At 62.2% G+C, this 22,104-nt stretch carries 14 protein-coding genes; 9 read left to right on the top strand and 5 right to left on the bottom strand.

Annotated features, from left to right (window positions below):
• A partial coding sequence (locus BV106_RS13580; RefSeq protein ID WP_265595655.1) for a hypothetical protein occupies positions 1 to 267 on the bottom strand: 267 nt, incomplete at its 3' end.
• On the opposite strand from BV106_RS13580, the gene BV106_RS13575 reads away from it, so the two are divergent.
• From BV106_RS13575 to BV106_RS35520, 6 genes are all read left to right on the top strand, one after another.
• A complete protein-coding gene (locus BV106_RS13575) occupies positions 248 to 3,499 on the top strand; it encodes a hypothetical protein (protein WP_038165449.1) in 3,252 nt (1,083 codons plus the stop codon). The two genes, BV106_RS13580 and BV106_RS13575, sit on opposite strands and share 20 nt — an antisense overlap.
• 89 nt (positions 3,500 to 3,588) lie before the next feature.
• The gene (locus BV106_RS13570) at positions 3,589 to 5,076 is read left to right on the top strand and encodes an Hsp70 family protein (protein WP_038165447.1); all 1,488 of its coding nucleotides are present in this window, start codon (positions 3,589 to 3,591) and stop codon (positions 5,074 to 5,076) included.
• Positions 5,077 to 5,136: 60 nt separating this feature from the next.
• Positions 5,137 to 5,517 carry a hypothetical protein gene (locus BV106_RS13565; protein WP_038165445.1) on the top strand — a complete coding sequence of 127 codons (381 nt, stop codon included), beginning with the start codon at positions 5,137 to 5,139 and terminating at the stop codon, positions 5,515 to 5,517.
• A gap of 129 nt (positions 5,518 to 5,646) precedes the next feature.
• A complete protein-coding gene (locus tag BV106_RS13560; protein WP_038165443.1) occupies positions 5,647 to 6,066 on the top strand; it encodes a hypothetical protein in 420 nt (139 codons plus the stop codon).
• A gap of 205 nt (positions 6,067 to 6,271) precedes the next feature.
• Complete coding sequence (locus tag BV106_RS13555; protein WP_051945763.1) at positions 6,272 to 8,380, top strand: TonB-dependent siderophore receptor; 2,109 nt, start codon at positions 6,272 to 6,274, stop codon at positions 8,378 to 8,380.
• A 6-nt stretch (positions 8,381 to 8,386) separates the two neighbouring features.
• Positions 8,387 to 9,676, top strand: a complete 1,290-nt coding sequence (locus BV106_RS35520) for a PepSY domain-containing protein (RefSeq protein WP_051945761.1) — start codon at positions 8,387 to 8,389, stop codon at positions 9,674 to 9,676.
• A 464-nt stretch (positions 9,677 to 10,140) separates the two neighbouring features.
• Here BV106_RS35520 and BV106_RS13545 read toward each other — a convergent pair whose 3' ends face one another.
• On the bottom strand, positions 10,141 to 11,076 hold the full coding sequence (locus tag BV106_RS13545) for a LysR family transcriptional regulator (protein ID WP_038165441.1): 936 nt from the start codon (positions 11,074 to 11,076) through the stop codon (positions 10,141 to 10,143).
• Between the two features lie 72 nt (positions 11,077 to 11,148).
• On the opposite strand from BV106_RS13545, the gene metE reads away from it, so the two are divergent.
• A complete protein-coding gene (gene metE / locus BV106_RS13540; RefSeq protein WP_038165438.1) occupies positions 11,149 to 13,515 on the top strand; it encodes a 5-methyltetrahydropteroyltriglutamate--homocysteine S-methyltransferase in 2,367 nt (788 codons plus the stop codon).
• Positions 13,516 to 13,641: 126 nt separating this feature from the next.
• Positions 13,642 to 14,544: a methylenetetrahydrofolate reductase [NAD(P)H] gene (metF, locus tag BV106_RS13535; RefSeq protein WP_038165437.1), complete on the top strand. Its 903-nt coding sequence runs from the start codon at positions 13,642 to 13,644 to the stop codon at positions 14,542 to 14,544.
• Positions 14,545 to 14,902: 358 nt separating this feature from the next.
• Here metF and BV106_RS13530 read toward each other — a convergent pair whose 3' ends face one another.
• Both BV106_RS13530 and BV106_RS13525 read right to left on the bottom strand, forming a co-directional pair.
• Complete coding sequence (locus tag BV106_RS13530) at positions 14,903 to 17,065, bottom strand: TonB-dependent receptor (protein ID WP_063767932.1); 2,163 nt, start codon at positions 17,063 to 17,065, stop codon at positions 14,903 to 14,905.
• Positions 17,066 to 17,304: 239 nt separating this feature from the next.
• Entirely contained in the window at positions 17,305 to 17,712 is a 408-nt protein-coding gene (locus BV106_RS13525) for a hypothetical protein (protein ID WP_038165435.1), read from the bottom strand.
• Between the two features lie 127 nt (positions 17,713 to 17,839).
• On the opposite strand from BV106_RS13525, the gene BV106_RS13520 reads away from it, so the two are divergent.
• Positions 17,840 to 19,432, top strand: a complete 1,593-nt coding sequence (locus BV106_RS13520; RefSeq protein ID WP_038165433.1) for an excinuclease ABC subunit UvrC — start codon at positions 17,840 to 17,842, stop codon at positions 19,430 to 19,432.
• Positions 19,433 to 20,129: 697 nt separating this feature from the next.
• Here the strand turns inward: BV106_RS13520 and thrS are convergent.
• A complete protein-coding gene (gene thrS / locus BV106_RS13515; protein WP_081891704.1) occupies positions 20,130 to 22,088 on the bottom strand; it encodes a threonine--tRNA ligase in 1,959 nt (652 codons plus the stop codon).
• Positions 22,089 to 22,104 lie beyond the last annotated feature (16 nt).

The following is a 22,104-nucleotide window of genomic DNA, read 5'->3' as shown; positions in this document are numbered from 1 at the left end:
CACCCGTGCGACTACGCCCGTCGTCGTCGCACCGCCGTCCCCGGGCTCAGCGTCAGCATCACCGCCCGCCTCCGCCCCAGCAGCGCCGCCAGTTCCATCACCAGCAGCTGCCCCCTCGCTATCACTATCATCGGCACCGCCATCGGCTCCTGCCGCACCACCTGCAACGCCCGCCGCTCCTGCCGCAGCCAGCCCATCCGCCGCCTTGCCACCTGCTCCTGCAGGGGCCCGGCTGCCCCGCCATGGCATGATCTCTACCGACACCATGGTGGTGAAGGTGGTCTCCCCTCTGCCCCGTCAAGACGAGCCCGAACCTGAGCCCCTGACTCCCGCCCCCCAGGAGAGCGGCAACGCAACAGCCCCTGTCACCGCCCTCGCCGCCTCGTCCCTGTCCCCTTCTACGGCCCCAACTGCGACTACGGCCGAGTCCCCGACCTTGAGCAGCGCCAAAGAGGAGTACGCCGCTCTGGAGACCTCGCTCGCCCAGAAGCAGCAGGCCATGAAAGAAGCCGTCGCGCTGGAGAGATCCCTCAGGCAGGGAGTGGAGGTGCTCAACTCCGAGCTTCAGTCCACCCGCAAGCGGCTGGATGAAGAGAATGCCCTGGCCAAGGAGTCCAGCGCCAAACTGGCCACCCAGAAAGCGGAACTGGAGAAATCCATCCGCGACCTCCAGACCGAGGAAAAACGGATTGAGGAGAAACTGAGCACCCTGCGCTCCAAGGAGGAGGGGGCCGATCAGCGCCTGACCGAGCTGGCCGAAAATGAATCCAAGCTGGCTGCCGCGGCCAAGTCGCTCGAGGAAACCACCGCCCGGCGTTCCAAGGAGGAAACGCAGATTCTGGAGTTGAACGGCCAGCGGGAGACCAAGGAGATCGTGCTCAAGGCCCTGCTGGAGCGGGGCACCGCCCAGCACACGCTGGTGCAGACCCTTACGCGCCAGCAGGCCAGCCTGGAGGAGAACATCGAACTCCTCCAGATCACCCAGGAGGAGGCCCGCAAAAAGAATGAGGAGCTGGAAGCTTCCGCCAAGGAACAGCAACAACGCTTCACCGATCGGCAGGCTGAGCACGAGAAACTCTCCCACGAGCTTGAGCAGAAGCGCATCGCCGCCGACGCCGTCGTGAAGGAACTGCTGGCGAAGACCGCCCAGCTGGAGATCCACCTCGCCGAGCACAAGGAGGCGGAGGCCCGCCTGGCCGAGACCCGGAAGAGCCTGGAGGAGGCCGAGCTGAAGAAGAGCGAGGCCGAAAAGGCGACGACCGCCCTGCACGAAAACCTGGCCACGAAGCATCTGGAGCACGCCACCTTGAGCGAGCAGACCCAGGTCCTCGGGAAAGCGCTGGAAGAAGTGACCGGACGTCACGGGACGCTGGCAGAAGCCCTGGCCCGCCTCACGGAGGAGGAGTCCGCCCAGTCGAAGCGACTGGAGAGCCTCCATCTGGAGACGGAGTCAGCCTCCCTGGTGCTCGGCACCCGGAAGAATGAGGCGGCCGAGCTCGATTCCCGCCTGGCAGATCTGCAACGGAACGCCGCCGCCCTGGAGGCGCAGCTCGCTGAGCAGGCTGACACGGAACAGAAGCTGGCCACGGTGCGCGAAGCCCTGGAATCCCTGACACAGAAGACCTCTGAGGAGCAGAGCCTGCTGGCCCAGCTCCTCTCTGACAAGGAGTCCGCCGAGTCATCCACCACCCAGCTCAAGGCTGACCTGGAGGCAGATCGCCTTCAGTTCGAGACCACACGCGCCGGCCTGGAGACCGCCACCCGGGAGCTGCAGCGCACCCGCACAGAGCGCGCCCAGCTGGACGCAAAGACCGTGGACGTCCGCAGTGAGATCCAGATGCTCTCCACCTCCCTGGCGGTGAAGAAGAGTGAGATCGGCAGTGCCGAGCGCACACTGGAGAGCCTGTACGGACGCGTCGCCGCGGCCAACGAGCGCCTGGCCGAGCTGGAGAAGATCGAAGAACGCCTCCAGCAGGCCCTGGCCTCCCTGAAAGCCGCAGAAAAACAGCGCGACGCGGAGGAGAAGAAGCTGGTGGAACTGGAGATGCAGCGTGAGACCCTGCGCCGGGAGGTCATCACGCTGACGGAGCAGGAAAAGCTGGCCCGCTCCCGCACGGATGATCAGAACCGGCGACTGGACAAGGGTGAGGCCCAGTACCAGGACGTGCAGGCAAAAGCGGACGCACTCACCACCCAGATCAACACCCAGGAGGCAGAGCTGGTGCAGCTGGAGCGCAAGCTGCAGGCCACCATCGATGAAGAGAAGGCCATCCGCGCCGGCATGCCCGAGCTCAATGCGGAGATGACCGCCGCACAGACCACGCTGCAGGCCCTGCTGGGCCAGCGCAGTGAGGCCGAAAGCCTTGCGCTCAACCTCGCCAAAGACGCTGCGAACACCCAGAAGAAGCTGTCAGACCTGGAACAGCAGGTGGCCGCCGCGGAGGAGGAGAAAAGCCGCCGTGAGGGCGAGCTCGCCGACCTGCAGCGCGCCATCGAGAGCCAGGAGCAGAGCATTCAAAAGGTGCTGGACGCCGGGGCGACCGCCGGCCACCATCTCACCGAGCTGCAGACCAGCATTCAGGAGCACGAGCGGCTCCTCGTCGCCGCCTCGGAGAAACACGAGCTCTACGTCAAACAGCTGCGCGAGGAGGAGTCCGGGCTCAACTCCGGCATCGAGGCCCTCAGGAAACAACACTCCGGGCATGAGTCGGAGGTGCTGGAGGCACAGTCCCGCCTGCTGGAGACCGAGAACCGCGTGCAGTCCCTGACCCAGAGCAGTGACCGCATCCTCTCCCTTCAGGAGGCCACCTCACAGGCCGAGGCCCGCCGTCGCGATGCGGAGGCCCGCCTGAGCCAGTTCTCCGAGCTGGAGCTCTCCCTGCAAGTCCGGCTGAACAGCCTGCAGGAGACGGTGAAGAAGGAGAACCAGCGCCTGGATCAGCTGCGCCATGAGCGCGAGGAGGTGGAGTCTGAGGTGCAGAAGAGCCTCGACAAGGCCAGCCGCGATGCCGAGGACGTCAAAAAGAAACTCTCCGACGAGATCCGTGCGGAGGAGTCCCTGCTCGTGGCGCGCATGAAGGAGCGCAACCGGGAACTGCTGGAGAAGCATGAAGAGCTCAAGACCGGGCTCTCCGCCAGCACCGAGGAGCAGACGGTCATCTTCTTCGCCGGAGATGTCATCAAGCGCCTGGACCTCCTGGACAACCTCATTCAGCGTTATGAGCGCGAACCCGCCTCCGCCGGGGTCGCCCAGCAGCTGCGCACCCTGCGCGCCTCCTTTGAGGATGTGCTCGCCCAGCACGGCGTCGCCGAGTTCCGCGTCCGACCGGACACGGAGGTGGACATTGCCCTGCGCCAGCGCATCAACGTGGTGGAAAACCTCGGCGGCACCGGCAAGACCCGCGTGGTGGAAAGCTACCGGCCCGGATACCTCTACACCCCGGGGGACGGTCGAGAGATCGTGCTCCGCAAGGTGGAGGTGAAAACCACCAGCGAATAGCTCCGGCAGGGCGGCCCTCCCTCCGCCCGTGCCTTTCCTCCCGGCCCTCTCTCCCCTTTCTTCTCATCCTCCTCCGCGCGCGCAGCCCCATGGCAGAATTCGTTGGCATAGACCTCGGCACCACCCTTTCGGGTCTGGCCTACCTGCGCCCGGACGGCCAGGCTGAAATCGTCCCCAACGGGGACGGTGAGCGCCTCACGCCCTCCGTCGTGTACTTCGACCGGCATGAGGAAATCACCCTGGTGGGCAGCGCCGCCCGGGACGGTGGGGATCCGGAGCGCACCGTGTACCAGATCAAGCGGCACATGGATGACCCGGACCACTATGTGGAGGTGGACGGCCGCCGCTGGACTCCGGCAGAGATCTCCGCACTCATCCTCTCCAAGCTCAAACGGGAGTGCTCCCGGCTCATCGGGGACTTCACCGAGGCGGTCATCACCGTCCCGGCTAATTTCAACGAACTCGCGCGGAAGAGCACCATCGCCGCCGCGGAGATGGCGGAGATCAAGGTCAGCCGCCTGGTCAACGAGCCCACGGCCGCCGCCGTGTACTACGCCCACACCCAGGACGTCGATGGCCGCATCCTCGTCTTTGACCTGGGCGGCGGCACCCTGGACGTGACCATCCTGGAGGTGCAGAACGAGGAAATACAGATCCTCACCTCGGAGGGGGCCCGGCACCTCGGCGGATCGAACATCGACGAGACGCTGCTGGAGCTCTATGCCGACCAGTACCGGGAGCAGGTGAATGCCGAGCTCTTCACGGATGAGCGCCAGCGCCGTCGCGCCCTGCAGGCCGCGGAGGATGCCAAGAAGATGCTCAGCAAGCTGCAACGCTACACGGACACCATCGGGAACGACACCAACGGCATCGCCCGCATCGAGGTCCGCAGAGAGGCGTTTGAGAAGGCGGTTTCGAAGCTGCTCACGCGCTCCATCATGCTGGTGGAGCAGGCTCTGGATGGCGTCTCCCTGAAGCCCTCTGAGATCGATCACGTGGTGCTCGTAGGCGGCAGCACCCGCATCCCGAAGGTGAAGTCTGCGCTGGAGAAGTTCTTTGGCAAGGCGCCCAAATCCTGCAGCAATGTGGATGAGGCCGTGGCCCTGGGGGCTGCCGTCTTCGCCCAGCGGGCCGCCCATGTGCGTGAGGTGTGCAACCAGAGCTACGGCACCCTGGCCATGCTGGTGAATGCCGCCACGGGCGAGGAGGCCGTGCGCAACTCCATCGTCATCGCCAAGAACACCCCGATCCCCTGCTCCAAGACGCAGATCTACATGACCTCAGAGCCCAACGAGCGGTTCATCGAGGTCGACATCACCCAGGGCGAGGATGACGATCCGCGGTTCGTCGATGTCATCGGCAAGATCTCCCTGGAAGTGCCCCCTGACCGACCGGCCGGGTGCGAGGTGGCAGTGACCTACAGCTATGATGAGAACCAGCGGGTCCGCGCCCTCGTGGTGGACAAGCAGAGCGGTCGCTCGCAGGAGGTCGCCGTGACCTACCGCGGAGCCGGCATCCTTTCGGAAGAGGAGCTTCAGAAGCGCGGTCGCGCTCTCCGCCAGCTCCGCATCGAGTAAGGCGCAGGTTGTTTCCCGCAATCCCCCCTTCCCACCGTCCACATCCTCCGACCTGCCCGCATGTTTAACAACGTCTTCAAATCCCTCAAGGCCATCAAGGACAGCTTCACGGCTGACGCCATCCGTCGTGCCGAGAGAAGGGCCACCGCCGCCGCCGCGGCTGACGATGAGCTCCCCGAGGGCGACGGCGTCTTCAAGCCGCAGCGCATCTCCCGGCTCATCGACATCATCCAGCCCACCGCCCAGGCCGGCCCGACCGCCGAGGAGATCTGTGGCATCGCCTCCCGCATGCCCAAGGATGAGATCCGCCGGCGGCTGGCCCTGCTCTACCGTCGCTACAACCGGGCGGCCAGCAGCCTGGACCCCAAGCTCCGCCACGAGGCCGAGCGCATGCTGGATGCAATCGTGACCGTGCGGGAGAATGTGTTTGGTCCGATTTGAGGGATAGAGGAAGTAAAAAGTTAAGAGTGAAAAGTGACAGATGGGGAGCGGCGGGTGTGCCCTTGCGACAATCCGCCACAAGACTGCTGGTTGACGGGATGCTCCGTGCATGATCTAACTAGGCTCCTTGTGAAGCGTTGGTTCACCACCGTCATCTGCATCCTGGCTGCTCTGCATCTGGCAGGCGGGCCATGGGGGATTTTGCAGGTGGTCGCATGGACTCAAATGCTTGCGGACTACTCCCGTGATAAAGGGCTCGTGCAGGCGGTCGTGGAAACCTTCGACGGGGAGCATCCCTGCACCATGTGCCTCCGACTGGACGAGAAGCGGCAGAATGAGGAAAAGGGCGATCCGCTGCGACAGTACCAACTGGAAAAGTCATTCCAGATGGTGGCGGCGGCGACCATCACCGACGTCCCCAACAACTTCCCGACGACGGAGATCCTGACTCCAAACTACGGAGTCCGTCCTGGCAGCGAAACCCAGTGGATGACGCGCCCGCCTACCCCTCCTCCGCGAGCCCAAATGGCTGCGCTCATTCCGGCTTGATCTCAAGTCATCATCCACTTCCCAACGGGTAGCGATCCTGTTTCGCGACCTTCCGTCCTGCATGGGACGCGTGCGTCTGCCATTCGTTTGCCAACTAGGCATTGGCCGGACCGCATCTTGGGCATCTGTGGCCATTCGCCTATTGCCTACTGGGCCAGCACTGCTGGTCCCTCGCATCCACACCCCTCCATCTCATTCTCAGCTCGTGAAAAGTTCCAAATCACTCATTGCCAACATCGTAACGGCATCCGCCATCATTGCTGGTGCCAGCTCGCAAACCGCCCTGGCTCAAGCCCCCGCAGAGACCACCACCCAGTTGCCCACGGTGGAAGTTTCCGCCTCCAGCGTAGACCAAGGCTACGCGCCTGTAGAAGCCAGCTCTGCCACCAAGACCGACACCCCTCTGAAAGACCTGCCGGCCTCCGTGCAACTGGTGCCCAAGGAGCTCCTTCAGGATCGAGGAGTTACCCGTGTCTCCCAGATGGTGGAGAACGTGAGCGGCGTTCACGCTGAGTCCAGCTACGGTGGGAACGGCGCGACCTTCTTTAACATCCGCGGCTTCACCACCAGCAACTCCCTGCGGGATGGATTTCGCAACTACGGCTACTTCACCTATCGGGACGTCCAGGCGATTGAGCGAGTGGAGGTGCTGAAAGGCCCGGCGGGCGCACTGTATGGCGGTGTCGGGTCGGTAGGCGGGTACGTCAACACGGTGTCCAAGCGCCCCTTCGACTTCCAGGCTGGCGAGTTCAGCATCACCTCCGGCAGCTACGGCCTGCTGCGCCCCACTTTGGACTGGAATCAACCGCTGGGTGACGACGTGAGCTTACGGCTCAACAGCGCGTACGAGAACCATGACGGCTACCGCGACCGCTCCGGCTACGATGCCTTTTCCATCGCCCCCGCCATCAAATGGGACATCACGGAAGACACCACCCTGCTGGTGCTTCTGGAGTACAACCGTCTGGAGCGGGATGCCTTCGACTTCGGCGTGCCCAACCTTCCCGGCTACTCCAGCTTCCCGCGCAAGGGCTACTATGGTCTGCCTCATGACTACGGCGTGAACGAGACTTACTCTGCATCGCTGATTCTTGAACATGAGTTCAACGACAACTGGAAGCTGCGCCTGGGCGGCCACTACACTTACGGCACCCAGGAATCCACCCAAACCTTCCCAGACAACTACCTGTATGCGGGAGGAGACATTCTCCCCTTCACGTCCTATCTGGACATCAGCGAGGAAGCGACGGACTTCTCGGTGCAGGCAGAACTTTTGGGCTCATTTCAGACCGGCCCCATCAAGCACAGCCTGCTGGTGGGCACTGAGTACAGTTATCTCAACGACGGCGGCAGCCCCAATGACCGCTACACCTTCAACATGAGCTTGAGCCAGCCTGGCCGCATCAGCGACTATGGCTACTCCAGCACCAGTGGTGGCGTGAGGAGAGCCCAGGCCCAGACCTTTGGTCTCTACCTGTCAGATCTGATTGAGCTGACGCCTCAATGGAAAATCCTCCTCGGTGCCCGCGAAGACTGGTTCTTCAATGAGACCCAGACCTGGGAAAAAAAGACCGTGCAGGAAGCAGACGAAGCCCGCTTCTCCAGCCGGGCAGGTCTGGTCTGGCAGCCGGTCGAAGCGACTTCGCTCTACTTCTCATACGGCAAAAGCTACATCCCGAACATCAACCACAGTTCCAGCAACACCATCTATGATGCTGAGAAGGGAGAACAGTTTGAAGTGGGCATCAAACAGGAGCTCATCAAGGACCGTCTCAGTGCCAACTTGGCGGTCTTTGATCTTACCCGTGAAGGCGTTCTGGTGTCTGACCCCACCAACCCGGAGAATCTGATTCAAACTGGCGAACGCCGCAGCCGGGGCATTGAGCTGGATCTGGCTGGAGAACTCGCTCCCGGCTGGAAGATCATTACCAGTTATGCCTACACCGATACGGAGGTTATCAGCGACACGGTTCTTCCGGTAGGCCAACCACTGTCCAACGTGCCCCTCCACAGCGGCAGCATTTGGTCCACCTATCAGTTCCAGAATGGCGCGTTGAAAGGCTTTGGTTTCGGTGCCGGGCTGTATTATGTGGGTGATCGCGAAGCGAACCTCCCCAACACCTACGAGCTGCCCGCCTACTGGCGGACAGACGCCACGGTGTTCTACGAGCGGGACAACTGGAAGTTCCAGGTCAACCTGCTGAACGTGTTTGACCGCGACTACTACACCGGAGGTGAAGCCGGGGCCTTCAACTACACGCTCGACCCCAGCCAGCCCTTCAGCGTGCAGGCCACCATCACCTACAAGTTCTAGGAACCCATGAAAAAGACCGTGGCATCGCCAGACCAGTCCACGCTCCACCGCTGGATCTGGCGGTGGCATGGCTATGCGGGTTTGTTCGTCATTCCCTTCCTGTTCTTCATGTCACTCACAGGGCTTCCCTATGTGTGGCAGCATGAGCTGGAGGACTGGCTGCACCCGGAGTACCGCGCCCTGGAACCCAAGGCCCTCCGTATCTCCTTTGAGCAGCAACTGGCCACCGCCCTCGCGGCCTGCCCGGCCAAGCCTCTGGGCTCTGTGAGAGTCGACGGCAATCCTCACCATGCCACCCAGTTCTGGTTTGGGGAATGGAGCAATCCGACCTCAGTGTTTGTGAACCCCTACACGGGTGAAGTTATCACAAGGATCGATGAGTGGACCCGCCTGAGCTTCGCCGCGATCTCCTTACACGGTCTCACGTTTGCCGAGCCTTACGGGAGCTGGTTGCTCGAGTTTCTGGCGTGCTGGGGCATCATCCTCTGCTTCACAGGGGTGTACCTGTGGTGGCCGCGGGGTCGTCAATGGAGCATCTGGGGCACCTTTCTCCCTCGTCTCAGCGGCCAGGGACGCCAGCGCTGGCGGGATCTGCATGCGGTGGGAGGGTTCTATCTCTCCGCCATCCTCGCACTGTACCTCTTCACCGGCCTGCCATGGACGGCCTTCTGGGGTGGCAAGCTGTTCACCCGGGTTCAGGAGGCAACGGGACAGGAGTACCCCCACTGCATGCTGGACGACGCGGGTCATCAAAGCCTGCCCCCCACGCCAGATGCCCACCCCTTGCCTCTGGATGCTTTTGTCCAGTTTGGCCTGGCGCAGCACCTGCCCGGTCCGCTGGAGATCAGCCTGCCCCGCAGCCCCTCTGGCAACGTACACGTGCGCAACCGCAACGGGGACACCGCTCTGGAGACTCACTACCAGCTCAACATCTACACCGCTGAAGTGGTGGCGCAGGTGGGATGGAGCGACATGCCCACGACTCAGAAAGCCGTCTCCATGGGCATCGACATGCATGAGGGCAAGCTCTTGGGTCGGCCCAACCAGATTTTGTCCACCGCTCTGGCACTCTTGTTCATGCTCATCTCTGGTGCCGCAGGGGTGATGTGGTGGAGGCGACGTCCACAAGGAAAGAGAGACTGGCCTCAGTATGTGCGGACTCCTCGTCTGCCGTTGGGACTCAAGCTAGGGTTGGGAGTGGCCGCGCTTTTCCTGCCCCTCTTTGGCCTGAGTGCCCTCGTGTTCGTCGCAGGAGAACGTTTGTTTTTCAACCGCGGAAAGAGGACAGCAGGATAGCCCTGGGTTCCCAATTCTGGCACCCCTTCAGGGTGCGGGAAATAACTCACACTTCCAGGGGCGGAGCTCGTTTAACTCGCCCGGCCCCTGGCTACCTTCTGTTATGCCTTCGGCATGGGGACTGGACGTCACCCGCTTCGATTTACCATCGGCGGTTGTGCCTCAGCCCCCCCGCTCATTGGGCTCCTTGGCCTCCATGGGCATTTTAATCAAACCTCCGCTCGCCCTGGATATCTGCCAACCGCTCTCAACGCGCCTTCGGCATGGGGACAGGTCGCGTTGCCTAGAGCCCCGGGACCTCTCCTCCCCTGACGCCTGCAACGCGATGCCGGAGGCATCACAGCCATTAGCCGGATGGTTGAAGGAGCGGAGCGACTGATACCTCCGGAATTTCAGAGTGGTTTTTTGCATCCCGAAGCGGATGCCAGCGACGTCCCTTTGCCCCCCTCCCGAATCGTCTCCCTCTAAAACGCCTTGATGCCTTGCAACGAAGCAAAGCTGACCCGCCTCATGATCTGCTGGAAGTCTGACATCCACGCGACCTTGGCCAGGGAATCTGTGGTGGCGGCGTAGAGCGCGCTTTGCAGGCCGTTCTTGCCAATGGGCCGGGCCACGACGTACTCACGATCCAGGAAGGGCTGGATGGCCCAGCGGGGCATGGCGGCGATGCCCCGCCGGCTGGCCACCAATTGCAAGATCGCCACTGTGAGCTCTGTGGCGCGGCGCTTCGCGGGATCGATGCGGGCGGGGATCAAGACCTCACGCATGACGTCGATGCGATCATCCGGAATAGGATAGGTCACGAGCGTCTCTTTGGAGAAATCCTTGGCGGTCAAAAACGGCTTTCTGGTCAGCGGATGATCCTTGGCCAGCAGCGCAGAGACCTCATAGCGGAACAGAGGGTGAAAGGTGGTGTGAGGCCGCTTGAGCGCGTGGGAGACGATCACCAGATCCGCCCGGTCCTCATGCAAAAGCCCGATGGGATCCGCGTGAAATCCTGAAACCAGGTCCTGCTCCACCTCCGGCCAGCGTTCGCGGAAAGCATCCATCGAGGGCATGAGCCAGTCGAAGCACGAATGGCACTCCACGGCGATGCGCAACTGTCCGGTGTTCCCACCCGCGATGCGGGCCAGATCCCGCTCCGCATCCGCCATCTGCTGCTCCATGCCGCGCGCCAGTTCCAGCAGACGCTGCCCGGCAGGCGTGAGCTTGATGGGCATGGTCTTGCGCTCAAAGAGCGGCAGCCCGCAGAGCTCCTCCATCACCCTCACCTGGTGGGAGACGGCAGGCTGGCTCAGGTGGAGCCGCTCCGCCGCCTTTGAGAGGCTGTGGGTGTCCACAATGGCAGAGATCGTCCGCAGATGGCGGAACTCCAGGGCGGATGAGGGCGCGGAGATCATAAACGGGATGAATGTGAAGCCTCAATACAATGAATTGGATGAAATGACAAGAACGATGGAGGTTTTCGGTCCATGAGTGAGATCAAGACACATAACCTCGGCTACCCGCGCATCGGGGAGCAACGTGAACTGAAGAAGGCCACTGAGGCCTACTGGAAAGGCAAGCTCTCCCAGGCAGAGCTCCTCGCCACCGGCAAGAAGCTGCGCGAGACCAACTGGAAGAAGCAGCAGGCGGCAGGAATCGACCTGATTCCGGTGAACGACTTCTCCTTCTATGACCAGACGCTGGACATGAGCTGTCTCCTGGGAAATGTGCCACCGCGCTTCCAGTGGCAGGGCGGCCAGACGGATGTGAACACTGTCTTCACGATCGCCCGCGGCACGCAGGATGGAGCCTCTCCCGTGGCTCAAGGCCATGCACACGGCACCGATTGTGGCTGCGGCAGCAAGGGCGTGTCCACCTACGCCAGCGAGATGACCAAGTGGTTCGACACGAACTACCACTACATCGTGCCCGAGTTCCAGGCGGACACCAAGTTCGCCCTGAGCAGCACCAAGGTGTTTGAGGAGTTTGCGGAAGCAAAAGCGCTGGGGCTGAATGCCAAACCGGTGCTCATCGGTCCGGTGACCTACCTGAGTCTGGGCAAGGTTCAAGATGCCAACCATCCGGACTTCGACCAGTTCTCCCTGCTTGGCGATCTGCTCAGCGTGTATGAGCAGATTCTCGGCAAACTCGTTGCGGCCGGTGCAGAGTGGATTCAGATCGATGAGCCGGTCCTCGCGCTCGACCTGAACGGCAAGCAGCGTGAAGCGCTCATCGTTGCCTACGATCGTCTCAGCAAGGCCAAAGGCTCCGCCAAGCTCTTGGTGACGACCTACTTCGGCGGCCTGCGTGACAACCTCAGCGCCTACCTCACCCTCCCGGTGGATGCCCTGCACTTCGACTTCGTGCGTGGCGCAGAGGACATCGACGCCGTGCTGGCCAAGTTCCCACAGGACAAGATCCTCTCCGTGGGCATCGTGGAAGGCCGCAACATCTGGAAAAACCACTACGACGCCTCCCTGGAGGTGCTTGAAAAAGCCCGAGCCGCGGTGGGTGCGGACCGGCTGTGGGTGGCCCCGTCCTGCTCGCTCATGCACTCCCCCGTGACGCTGGCGAACGAGCCCAAGCTGGATGATGAACTGAAGAACTGGCTGGCCTTTGCTGATCAGAAGCTCGCGGAAGTGGTGGACCTCCGCCAACTCCTGGACGGCACCGGCGCGATCGACAAGCTGGTGGCCAACCAGGCCGCCGCCGCCGCCCGCAAGTCCAGCAAGCGCATCCACAATGATGCCGTGAAGTCCCGCCTCAGCGCTGTGGCCGCCCGCGACTATGAGCGTGAGTCCAGCTTCCCCGTCCGCCAGGAAAAGCAGGCTGCCAAGCTGAACCTGCCGGAGTTTCCTACCACCACGATCGGCTCCTTCCCCCAGACCGCCGAGGTGCGCAAGGCGCGCGCCCAGTGGAAGAAAGGCGAGCTGAGCGATGCCGCTTACGACCAGTTCCTCAAGGAAGAGACCGCCAAGTGTGTGGCCTGGCAGGATGAAATCGGCATCGACATGCCGGTGCATGGCGAGTTCGAGCGCAATGACATGGTGGAGTACTTCGGGGAGAATCTCGAGGGCTTTGCCTTCACCAGCAATGGCTGGGTGCAGAGCTACGGCAGCCGCTATGTGAAGCCTCCCATCATCTTCGGTGATGTGAGCCGCCCCAAGGCGATGACCACCTACTGGTCTGAGTACGCACAGTCCCTCACCAAGCGCCCGATGAAGGGCATGCTCACCGGCCCGGTGACCATCCTGCAGTGGAGCTTCGTGCGCGATGACCAGCCGCGCTCCGTGACCACGCACCAGATCGGCCTCGCCATCCGGGATGAAGTGGTGGACCTCGAGAAAGTCGGCATCGCTGCCATCCAGATCGATGAACCCGCCATCCGCGAAGGTCTCCCGCTGCGCCGCAACGACTGGGAGCACTACCTGGACTGGGCGGTGAAGGGCTTCCGCCTGAGCGCCAGTGGCGTGAAGGATGACACCCAGATCCACACGCACATGTGCTACTCGGAGTTCAATGACATCATCAAGGCCATCGCCGACATGGATGCGGATGTCATCACCATCGAGACTTCTCGTTCCAACATGGAGCTGCTGGACGCGTTCGTTGGTTTCCAGTATCCCAACGAGATCGGACCCGGTGTGTATGACATCCACTCGCCCCGCGTGCCGACGGAAGAGGAGATGGTGCGCCTCATGAGCAAGGCCGAGGCCGTGCTGCCCCGTCGCAATCTCTGGGTAAACCCGGATTGCGGCCTGAAGACCCGCGGGTGGGAGGAAGTGAGGCCTTCCCTCATCCACATGGTGGCCGCCGCGAAGACGCTGCGCGCGGCCCAGCCTGCAGCTGTCTAAGCCTGCCCCCTCTGCAGACCGTGGAGGGGAAGTCAACTCCCCCTCCACGGTCTCATCGCGTCCCTCCTCTTCCTCATTCCTGCTGGCGGCCCGTTCTCCACTGCATCTCTCACCACCCTGTCTATCATGCACATTCGCGACATCCTTCAGCCGTCCAAGTCCACACTCTCCTTTGAGTTCTTCCCTCCCAACACCACGGAGGGGCGGGACCGCCTGCACGACACCCTTTCCCAGCTAGCCGCCTGTCGGCCGGACTTCGTCAGCATCACCTACGGCGCCGGTGGCTCCACCCGGCATGCCACCACGCAGCTCGTAGAGCACGTGAAGGGCACCACCTCCCTGGACCCGGTGCCGCACTTCACCTGCGTGAACCACCAGCGGGATGAGATCGACTCCCTGCTGGCGCACTACGCCGCCCACGGCGTGAGTAATATCCTCGCACTACGGGGCGATCCCCCGCGTCACCTGCCCAACCACGACCACCGCCAGGACTACTGCCTGCGCTGTGAGGACCTGGTCCGCCACATCAAGGCCTTCAACGAAAGCGGGGTCCACCCGGACAAGCGCGGCTTCGGCATCGGCGTGGCCGGTTTCCCGGAGGGCCACCCCGCCACACCCAACCGCCTGCTGGAGATGGACCATCTCAAGGCCAAGGTGGATGCAGGAGCCGACTACATCTGCACCCAGCTCTTCTTCGACAACCGGGACTTCCATGACTTTCGCGAGCGCTGTGAGCTCGCAGGCATCCGCGTGCCCATCCTGGCCGGTATCCTGCCCGTGACCAGCCTCAGCGGCCTGAAGCGCATGGCCGAGCTGGCAGGTGGAGCCCGGGTCCCGGCGAGACTGCACCGCGCCCTGCTCCAGGTGAAAGACGATCCCGCCGCCGTCCTGGAGGTGGGCCTGCACCACGCCACCGAGCAGTGCTCCGAGCTCCTCCATCAAGGCGTCTCCGGCATTCACCTCTACACGCTGAATCAGGCGGCACCGATCTTGGAGATCCTCAAGCGGCTCGGGCGACTGCGGGCGTGATCTTCTGCAGGTACGTCACCTTGATGCTTGTTCCTAGGCACAGGAAGCGGGGGTTCCTAGCCCCGCTCAGTCGCACGCCTTCTGATGTGAACCACGATGGGCACGCACAAGCCAGCGCCAGCACTCAGGTCTGGCGTCTTGTGTCTTCTAGTCTGGTGTCTCCCGCGCAGCGGGTCGGGGTTCCCAACCCCGCTCACGCATCAAACGTCCCTTGGCCATCTTTCCCGCTCCGCCCACCCCACAGACCGCGGGGCCGGAGACCCCGCCTCCTTTACCCCGCGGCCATTTCACCTTGAAGTTTGATCGTTGGAGTTTGAAGTTTGGAGTTTGGCCTTTGAAGCCTTCCCCCCACCAGCTCCTAGAACCGATACGTCACTCTCAACCGAAACGTCCTCGGCTCCGTGGGGTGCAGGTGCACATCATCATACCCTGCCGACCGCTCGTTCTGGAGACGGCTGGTGTAGTAGTACTCGATGTCGTTGTCATCGCGGTCAAAGAGGTTCAGACACTCCACCGCGGCCTCCCAGTTGGCCTTGCGATAGCCCACCCCGGCATTCACCAGGAAGCTGGACTTGCCTTTCACGCTGTTGTCCTCAATGAGGGGGCGACGGTCAAAGGCGCGTGCCCGCAGAGTGGCAAAGAAGCCCTCATCTCCTCCATGCGCACCGAGGGTCATCCCGCCGCTGAACATGAAGGGAATGCTCCCCGGGATGTAGTCCTCATTACCGGAGTCCGTGAACCGCGCGTGGGTGATCGCGAACTCTGCGTCCAGGCTGAACCAATGCACCGGACGCCAGTAGTTGGCGAACTCAATGCCGTACCGCCGGGAGCCGGGACCAGCTTCATTGGCACCGGCATCGCCGATGTACACGAGCTCACTGTCACTCTCCAGCCAGAAAAGGGCCAGCGTGCTGGTGAGATGCGGCACCACCTGGGTGCGCACGCCGATCTCACCGCCCATCGTGCGGACCAGCGGGTCCACCTTGTCCACGCGATCACCGCTGTTGGGATCCACAAAGGTGTTCACGCCACGGGCATCATTGCTGTGGAAGCCCATCCCATAGTTGAGGTAGAACTCCGTTTCCTTCCACGGGCCAAAGACAGCACTGAACTTCGGGCTGACAATGCCATCCCACTCAGAGCCCTCATTGGCGGCAAGGGTGCTCTGTGAGGTGTCAAAGTAGAACACATCCCCACGCACGCCGATGTTCGTTCGGAACCAATCCGTCCAACGGACCGTGCTGTCTGCGTACACACTGTAGCTACTCTCATACACCTCGTCCTCACGCACGGTGGCGAAGCGACGACGCGCCTCCGTGCGGTAGAGACCGATCGGGTCGATCAGATCATGACGGGTCTGAAAGCCGAAGGTATAGTCCGCCGGAGTGCCGAAGAACTCCTGGTTCCTCCACGTGCGGGCCAGATTGCCCCCGATGACCCAGCGCTCCTCCTTTTGCTGGAACTGATCACCGTGATCCGGATAGTCGAGGAAATAAGTGAAGCTTGAGTAAAGGTCGAGGTCGTAGCGGATTCCGTACACGTTCCCCGTGGTGACGACGTCACCGTCCGTCGTCTGGAAGGCCAGGTTCAAGCTGTAGCGTTGGGAGTGGCCACCCGTCGTGGGATCCACGGTGCCAAACCGGTCAATTCGGCCATCCTTGACAGCCCGCTCTGGAATCTGGTCGCTGGAGTTCCACTCACCATGGTAGCCCATGAGCGTGGCGGTGAACCAGTTGTCTTCATCACCCTTGAAATAGCGCAGCAGGCCATTCCAGCGCTCAAAGTCCTCCGGCAGCACCCAGGGGCCGTCGTAGGTGTTGTATTCCAGCGCATAAGTGAGGCTCTCGGTCACGCCGGGGTCCACAGGAGCCACCGGCTGGACGTTTTTGCCTGTGTTTTTGGCGCTGATCACCACGCCATCGGCGGGGGCCACGGGGGAATCCAGTCGGATGGATCCGGCGATGAGGCCGCGGTAATAGTTGTCCTCCCCGATCTCAAACGTAGCCTGATTTCGCTCCAGATGTTTGAAGAGGAGGAAGTTGGCACTGCCCGCAGTGGAGAGATCTCCGTTGGCGGCGGTGTAAGTGCCCTTCACATAGTCCAGACGCTCCACCAGCTCCGGGATCACACCATTGAGGTCAGTGTAACCCTGGCCGTGAGCGTGGGTTCGCATGTTCAACGGCATCCCATCCAGGCTGGTGGCGAAGTCGGTGCCGTGGTCGAGATTGTAGCCGCGAAGGAAGTACTGGTTGGCCTTGCCGCCACCAGCATGCTGCGTGATGATGACCCCGGGGATGGTTTCCAGGATCTCGCCCCGGCGCAGGATCGGGCGGCTCAACAGATCTTCTGAACTGGCATGACCTTCGGAAGCCGCAGGCGCGGTGCCCAAGAGGTCATCCGCCTTCCCGACCACCGTAACGGCGTCGAGTTCTGTGGCAGTTTCTTGCGCTGCTAGAGGAGCGGCAACAGCCGTCGCGAAGGATGAAACGATAGCAAGCTGGGAGCGTTTTGAAAGTCGCATGGAGAAATAGGTAGAATTCGTTCTGTCATGGGGGCGTCCGCCTTCACAGAGGCGGATGTGACCTGGGCACGAGGATCCAGTTCACCGTCAGACTGCAGGATGCTTTGCCGGGGGGGACGTGGAACCTGCCCGTTAGTTCATCAGGGCAGGGCGCAGTCACGCACCATTCTGCCTCCTCCACCGTGGGAGACGGCATTCAGCAAAAAAGCACCGGATGCCGAAGGCTTACCGGTAGGAGCTCACACGCTTCGTGGCGGTGGCCGGGGCGGCGCATGAGGCCAGGCTGAGGTCAGAGTTCGCACCCAGAGATGCGGACCTTCGCAGAGAACGAGTTGTTCTGCGGGAAGGGTGACCCCCTGCCACACTAAGCCGATCAGCTTGCCGCTGGGATCTTTGACCACTGGCACCGGATCTTTCTGGCCAGCGGAAGAGTGTCCGCAGCTGGCTCCGCTCAGGGCAGAGGCCACTTTCTGCCATTCCTCGCTCTGGCTGGCCTTCACCACCCCGACCTTCAAGCCATGCTCCGCAGCCTGGTGGACCACCATCCGGCTGAAGAAAACGACGGCCAGAATCACCAGCGGCCCGCCCACGAGCTGAAACAGCGCGAGCAGATAAAGATGCCGGATGCTGGGACGAAGGGGGGCCATGAAACGTACCTTGAAGGTGAGCGGTGCCAGCCGCCCATCTGGCGGGCGGATTTTCCTCCATCCAGCTTCAGAGTGCAATCTCAATTTGCCGCCGGGGGGCTGCCCACGTTACATTACCGGTCCATCCATGTCCTTTTCCCGCGAGAAACCCGACCTCAATGCCAGGCTGCATGACGTGCCCCACCAACCGGGGATCTATGTCATGCGTGACCGCTTGAACCGGGTGATCTATGTGGGCAAGGCGCGCGACCTGCGCAAGCGCCTGAGCAGCTACTTCATGCCCTCCCGGGCGCGGAAGGCGGATCTCAAGACGCGGGCGCTCATCGACAGCATCTGGGATTTCGAAACCCAGCTGGTGCGGAACGAGCCGGAGGCCCTCCTTCTCGAAGGCCGCCTCATCAAGGACTTCCGGCCCAAGTACAACATCAGCTTCCGCGACGACAAGCGCTTCCTGCTGGTGAAGGTGCAGATGGCAGAGCCCTTCCCCCGCTTCACCCTCACCCGGTTGAAGAAGGACGACGGTGCCCGGTACTTTGGCCCCTTTGCCCACTCCGGCGCGCTGCGCACCACGTTGAACTGGATGAACCGGGAGTTCGGCCTGCGTGTCTGCCGCCCGCTGCATCCGGATGAAGACGACTACAAGCACTGCAACAACGACATCATCAAGAAGTGCTCCGCCCCGTGCATCGGCCGGGTGACGCAGGAGGAGTACCGCGCCCGCATCGATCGCGCGTGTGAATTCCTCGAAGGCAAATCGAGGGACCTCGTCACCGCGCTGGAGGAGGAGATGAAGAAGGCCGCGGCCAGACTGGACTTCGAGAAAGCCGCCGAACTGCGCGACATGATCGAGGACTTCAAGAAGACGCTGCGCCCCACCCGCACCTTCGAGCGTGGCGCCCGCGCCCGCATCTCCAGCACCATCGATCCCATGAGCGATGTGGCGGAGTTGCAGGAGTACCTGGGTCTGGAAGATCCGCCGCTGGTGATGGAGTGCTTTGACATCGCCAACATCGGCACCGCCCACTGCGTGGCCAGCATGGTGAGGTTCAAGAACGGCACCCCGGACAACGCCAACTACCGGCGCTACCGCATCCGCATCGTCAGCGGGCAGAACGACTTCGCCGCCATGAGCGAGGTCGTGCGCCGTCGCTACTCCCGCATTCTGCTGGAGGGCCGGGCCGCGCTGGGCGAAGAGGCCGCCGATGCCTCCCAGGAAAATCCGCTGGAAGCCATGCGCCGGCTCGAGGAAGAAAAGCCCAAGGGCGTGGGTCCGAAATTTGTCACCCTGCCCAACCTCATCATCGTGGACGGCGGCAAGGGCCAGCTCTCCTCCGCCACCAAGGAACTGCAGCGCCTGGGCCTGCATGAAGTGCCCATCATCGGTCTGGCCAAGGAAAACGAGGAAGTCTATCGCCCCGATGTGGAGCAGCCCCTGCTGATCCCGCATGATCGCGGTGCCCTGAAGCTGCTGCAGCGCATTCGCGACGAAGCCCACCGCTGGGCCAACGGCTACCACCAGCTGCTGCTCGGCCGCCGGGTCGAGGAAAGCATCCTGGATGACTGCCCCGGTGTGAGCCAGACGAGGAAGGCCAATTTGTTGAGGCACTTCGGCTCGGTGACGAGATTGCGGAAGGCGACCGTGGAAGAGATCGCCAAGGTTCAAGGAATCGGCAAGGGACTGGCCGAGGAGATCGAGCGGTTCCTGAGGGAGCGCGGGTGAGTGTGCGGGGAGGAGATTCGCGGATAGAGATATCCCATGCCGAAGGCATGATAGAAGGTAGCCAGGGATTGGGCGAGTTTAGCGAGCCCCATCCCTGGTAAAGATGGCTCTTTCATTGCACCCTGAAGGGGCGCCAGAAGGCGCTCTCTCCGCCTGCAACGTGTTCTTGCACCCCTTCAGGGTGCCTCTGATGGTCATGCTATCCAGGGGTATCGCTACGCTCAACCCCTGGCTACCCTCTGAAATGCCTTCGGCATAGAGGAAACGCACACGACCACATCCGCTATCTCGTGAGTTGTCAACCTCTCCAAATCATCATTCACCCCCGATGGTAACATTACCGCTCCCCATGCCGAAGGCATGATAGAAGGTAGCCAGGGATTGGGCGAGTTTAGCGAGCCCCATCCCTGGTAAAGATGGCTGTTTCATTGCACCCTGAAGGGGTGCCAGAAGGCGTTCTCTCCGCCTGCAACGTGTTCTTGCACCCCTTCAGGGTGCCTCTGATGGTCATGCTATCCAGGGGTATCGCTACGCTCAACCCCTGGCTACCCTCTGAAATGCCTTCGGCATAGAGGAAACGCACACGACACCAACAGGGGCGCTGACAACCTCTGCGCACCAGTCTGCCCCCCCACCAACAAAAAACCCCGGTTTCTCAACCGGGGTTTCCTGAAACTTCTCCTGAGCTGAATACTTCCTACAGCTTCCGCTCCGCGATCTCTTCCTGAAGACCGGTCACGAACTCGCCCAGCGCCTTCACGCCGAGGTCGCCCTTCTTGGAGTGACGCACGGCCACGGCACCGCTGTTGGCTTCCTTCTCACCGATCACGAGCATGTACGGGATCTTGTCGATCTGCGAGTTGCGGATCTTGGCCCCGATCTTGTCAGAGGACTGGTCCAGCACCACGCGGACGCCTTTGGCCTTGAGTTCGTTGAGCACCTCGTTGGCGAAGGCATCGCTCTTCTCGCTCACGGTCAGCACGCGCACCTGCTCAGGGGCGAGCCACACGGGGAAGTGGCCGGCGAAGTGCTCGATGAGCACGCCGGTGAAGCGCTCCATGCTGCCGAACGGCGCACGGTGGATCATCACCGGGCGATGCGCGGCGTTGTCCGCACCGATGTAGGTAAGATCAAAACGAACGGGGTTGTTGTAGTCCACCTGCACGGTGCCGAGCTGCCACTCGCGGCCGATCACATCCTTGACCACGAAGTCGATCTTCGGGCCGTAGAAGGCGGCTTCGCCGGGCTCCTCGGTGAAGGGCACGCCGAGGGTGCTTGCTGCCTTGCGGCAGGAGGCTTCGGCCTTGTCCCAGCTCTCTGAGGTGCCGGTGTACTTGTTGCTGTCGGGGTCACGCAGGCCCACGCGCACGCGGTAGTCAGACATGCCCAGGGTGGTGAGCACGGTCTTCACGAGGCTGAGGCAGCCCATGATCTCCTGCTCCACCTGGTCTTCCGTGCAGAAGAGGTGCGCATCGTCCTGGGTAAATCCACGAACCCGGGTGAGGCCACCCAGCTCACCGCTCTGCTCCCAGCGATACACGGTGCCGAACTCTGCCAGACGCACCGGCAGATCGCGGTAGCTCTTCGGGCTCTGCGCGTAGATGCGGATGTGATGCGGGCAGTTCATGGGTTTCAGGAGGAAACCGTCCATGAGATCTTCATCCGGCACCACGCGGTCCGCAGTGATGGTGTCCTGACCGGTGCGGGAGTTGATCTCCTCGCGCAGCTTCTTGGACACACCTTCCAGGCGGGCCATGACCTCGGCGCAGGAGCAGCCGCAATCGGCCGCCTTGGCGAGTTCATCGTTCTCCACCACGGGGCTGAACTGGCTCTCCTTGTAGTAGGGGAAGTGACCGCTGGTCTTGTACAGCTCCAGCTTGCCGATGTGCGGGGTGAAGACCTGCTGGTAGCCCTGCTTGCGCAGCTCCTCGCCGATGAAGTTCTGCAACTCCTGGCGGATGATCGCGCCCTTGGGCAGCCAGAGGATGAGCCCCTGGCCTACTTTCTCGTCGATCGCAAAGAGCTGGAGCTCGCGGCCCAGCTTGCGGTGGTCGCGCTTCTTCGCTTCTTCCAGCTGCTCCAGGTGCTTCGCCAGTTCCTCACTGGAGGGGAAAGCGGTGCCATAGAGACGCTGAAGCTGAGGCTTCGACTCATCGCCCATGTAGTAGGCGCTGGCGATGGACATGAGCTTCACGTTCTTGCACTTGGAGGTGTAGTTCACGTGAGGCCCGGCGCACAGGTCCAGGAATTCCCCGTTCTGATAACAGGAAATTTCCTCGCCCTCAGGGATCTTGGCGATGAGGTCCAGCTTGAACTGGGAGGCATTGCCCGGGCGCTCACTGAGCCCGCCCAGACGGCCGCTCTCCGCCAGAGCGATGGCTTCCTCACGGGAGAGCACGCGCTTTTCGAACTTCTGGTTCTCCTTCGCGATCTTCTTCATCTCCGCTTCGATCTTCTCGAAGTCGTCCGGAGTGATGCGATGCTTCAGGGAAAAGTCATAGTAGAACCCGCTCTCCACCGGCGGACCATAGGCGAACTGCGCATCGGGCCAGATCCGCAGGATGGCCGTCGCCATGATGTGAGCGCAGGAGTGACGCAGGCGCTCCAGGTCGGACATCTGGGCGCGTTCTTCGAGGGTCTTGCGTTCGGCTGACATAAATTTGAGGTAGTCT

It is taken from the genome of Verrucomicrobium sp. BvORR106 (genome assembly GCF_000739655.1).
GTDB lineage: Bacteria > Verrucomicrobiota > Verrucomicrobiia > Verrucomicrobiales > Verrucomicrobiaceae > Verrucomicrobium.
This window is presented reverse-complemented; position numbering and strand designations above follow the sequence as displayed.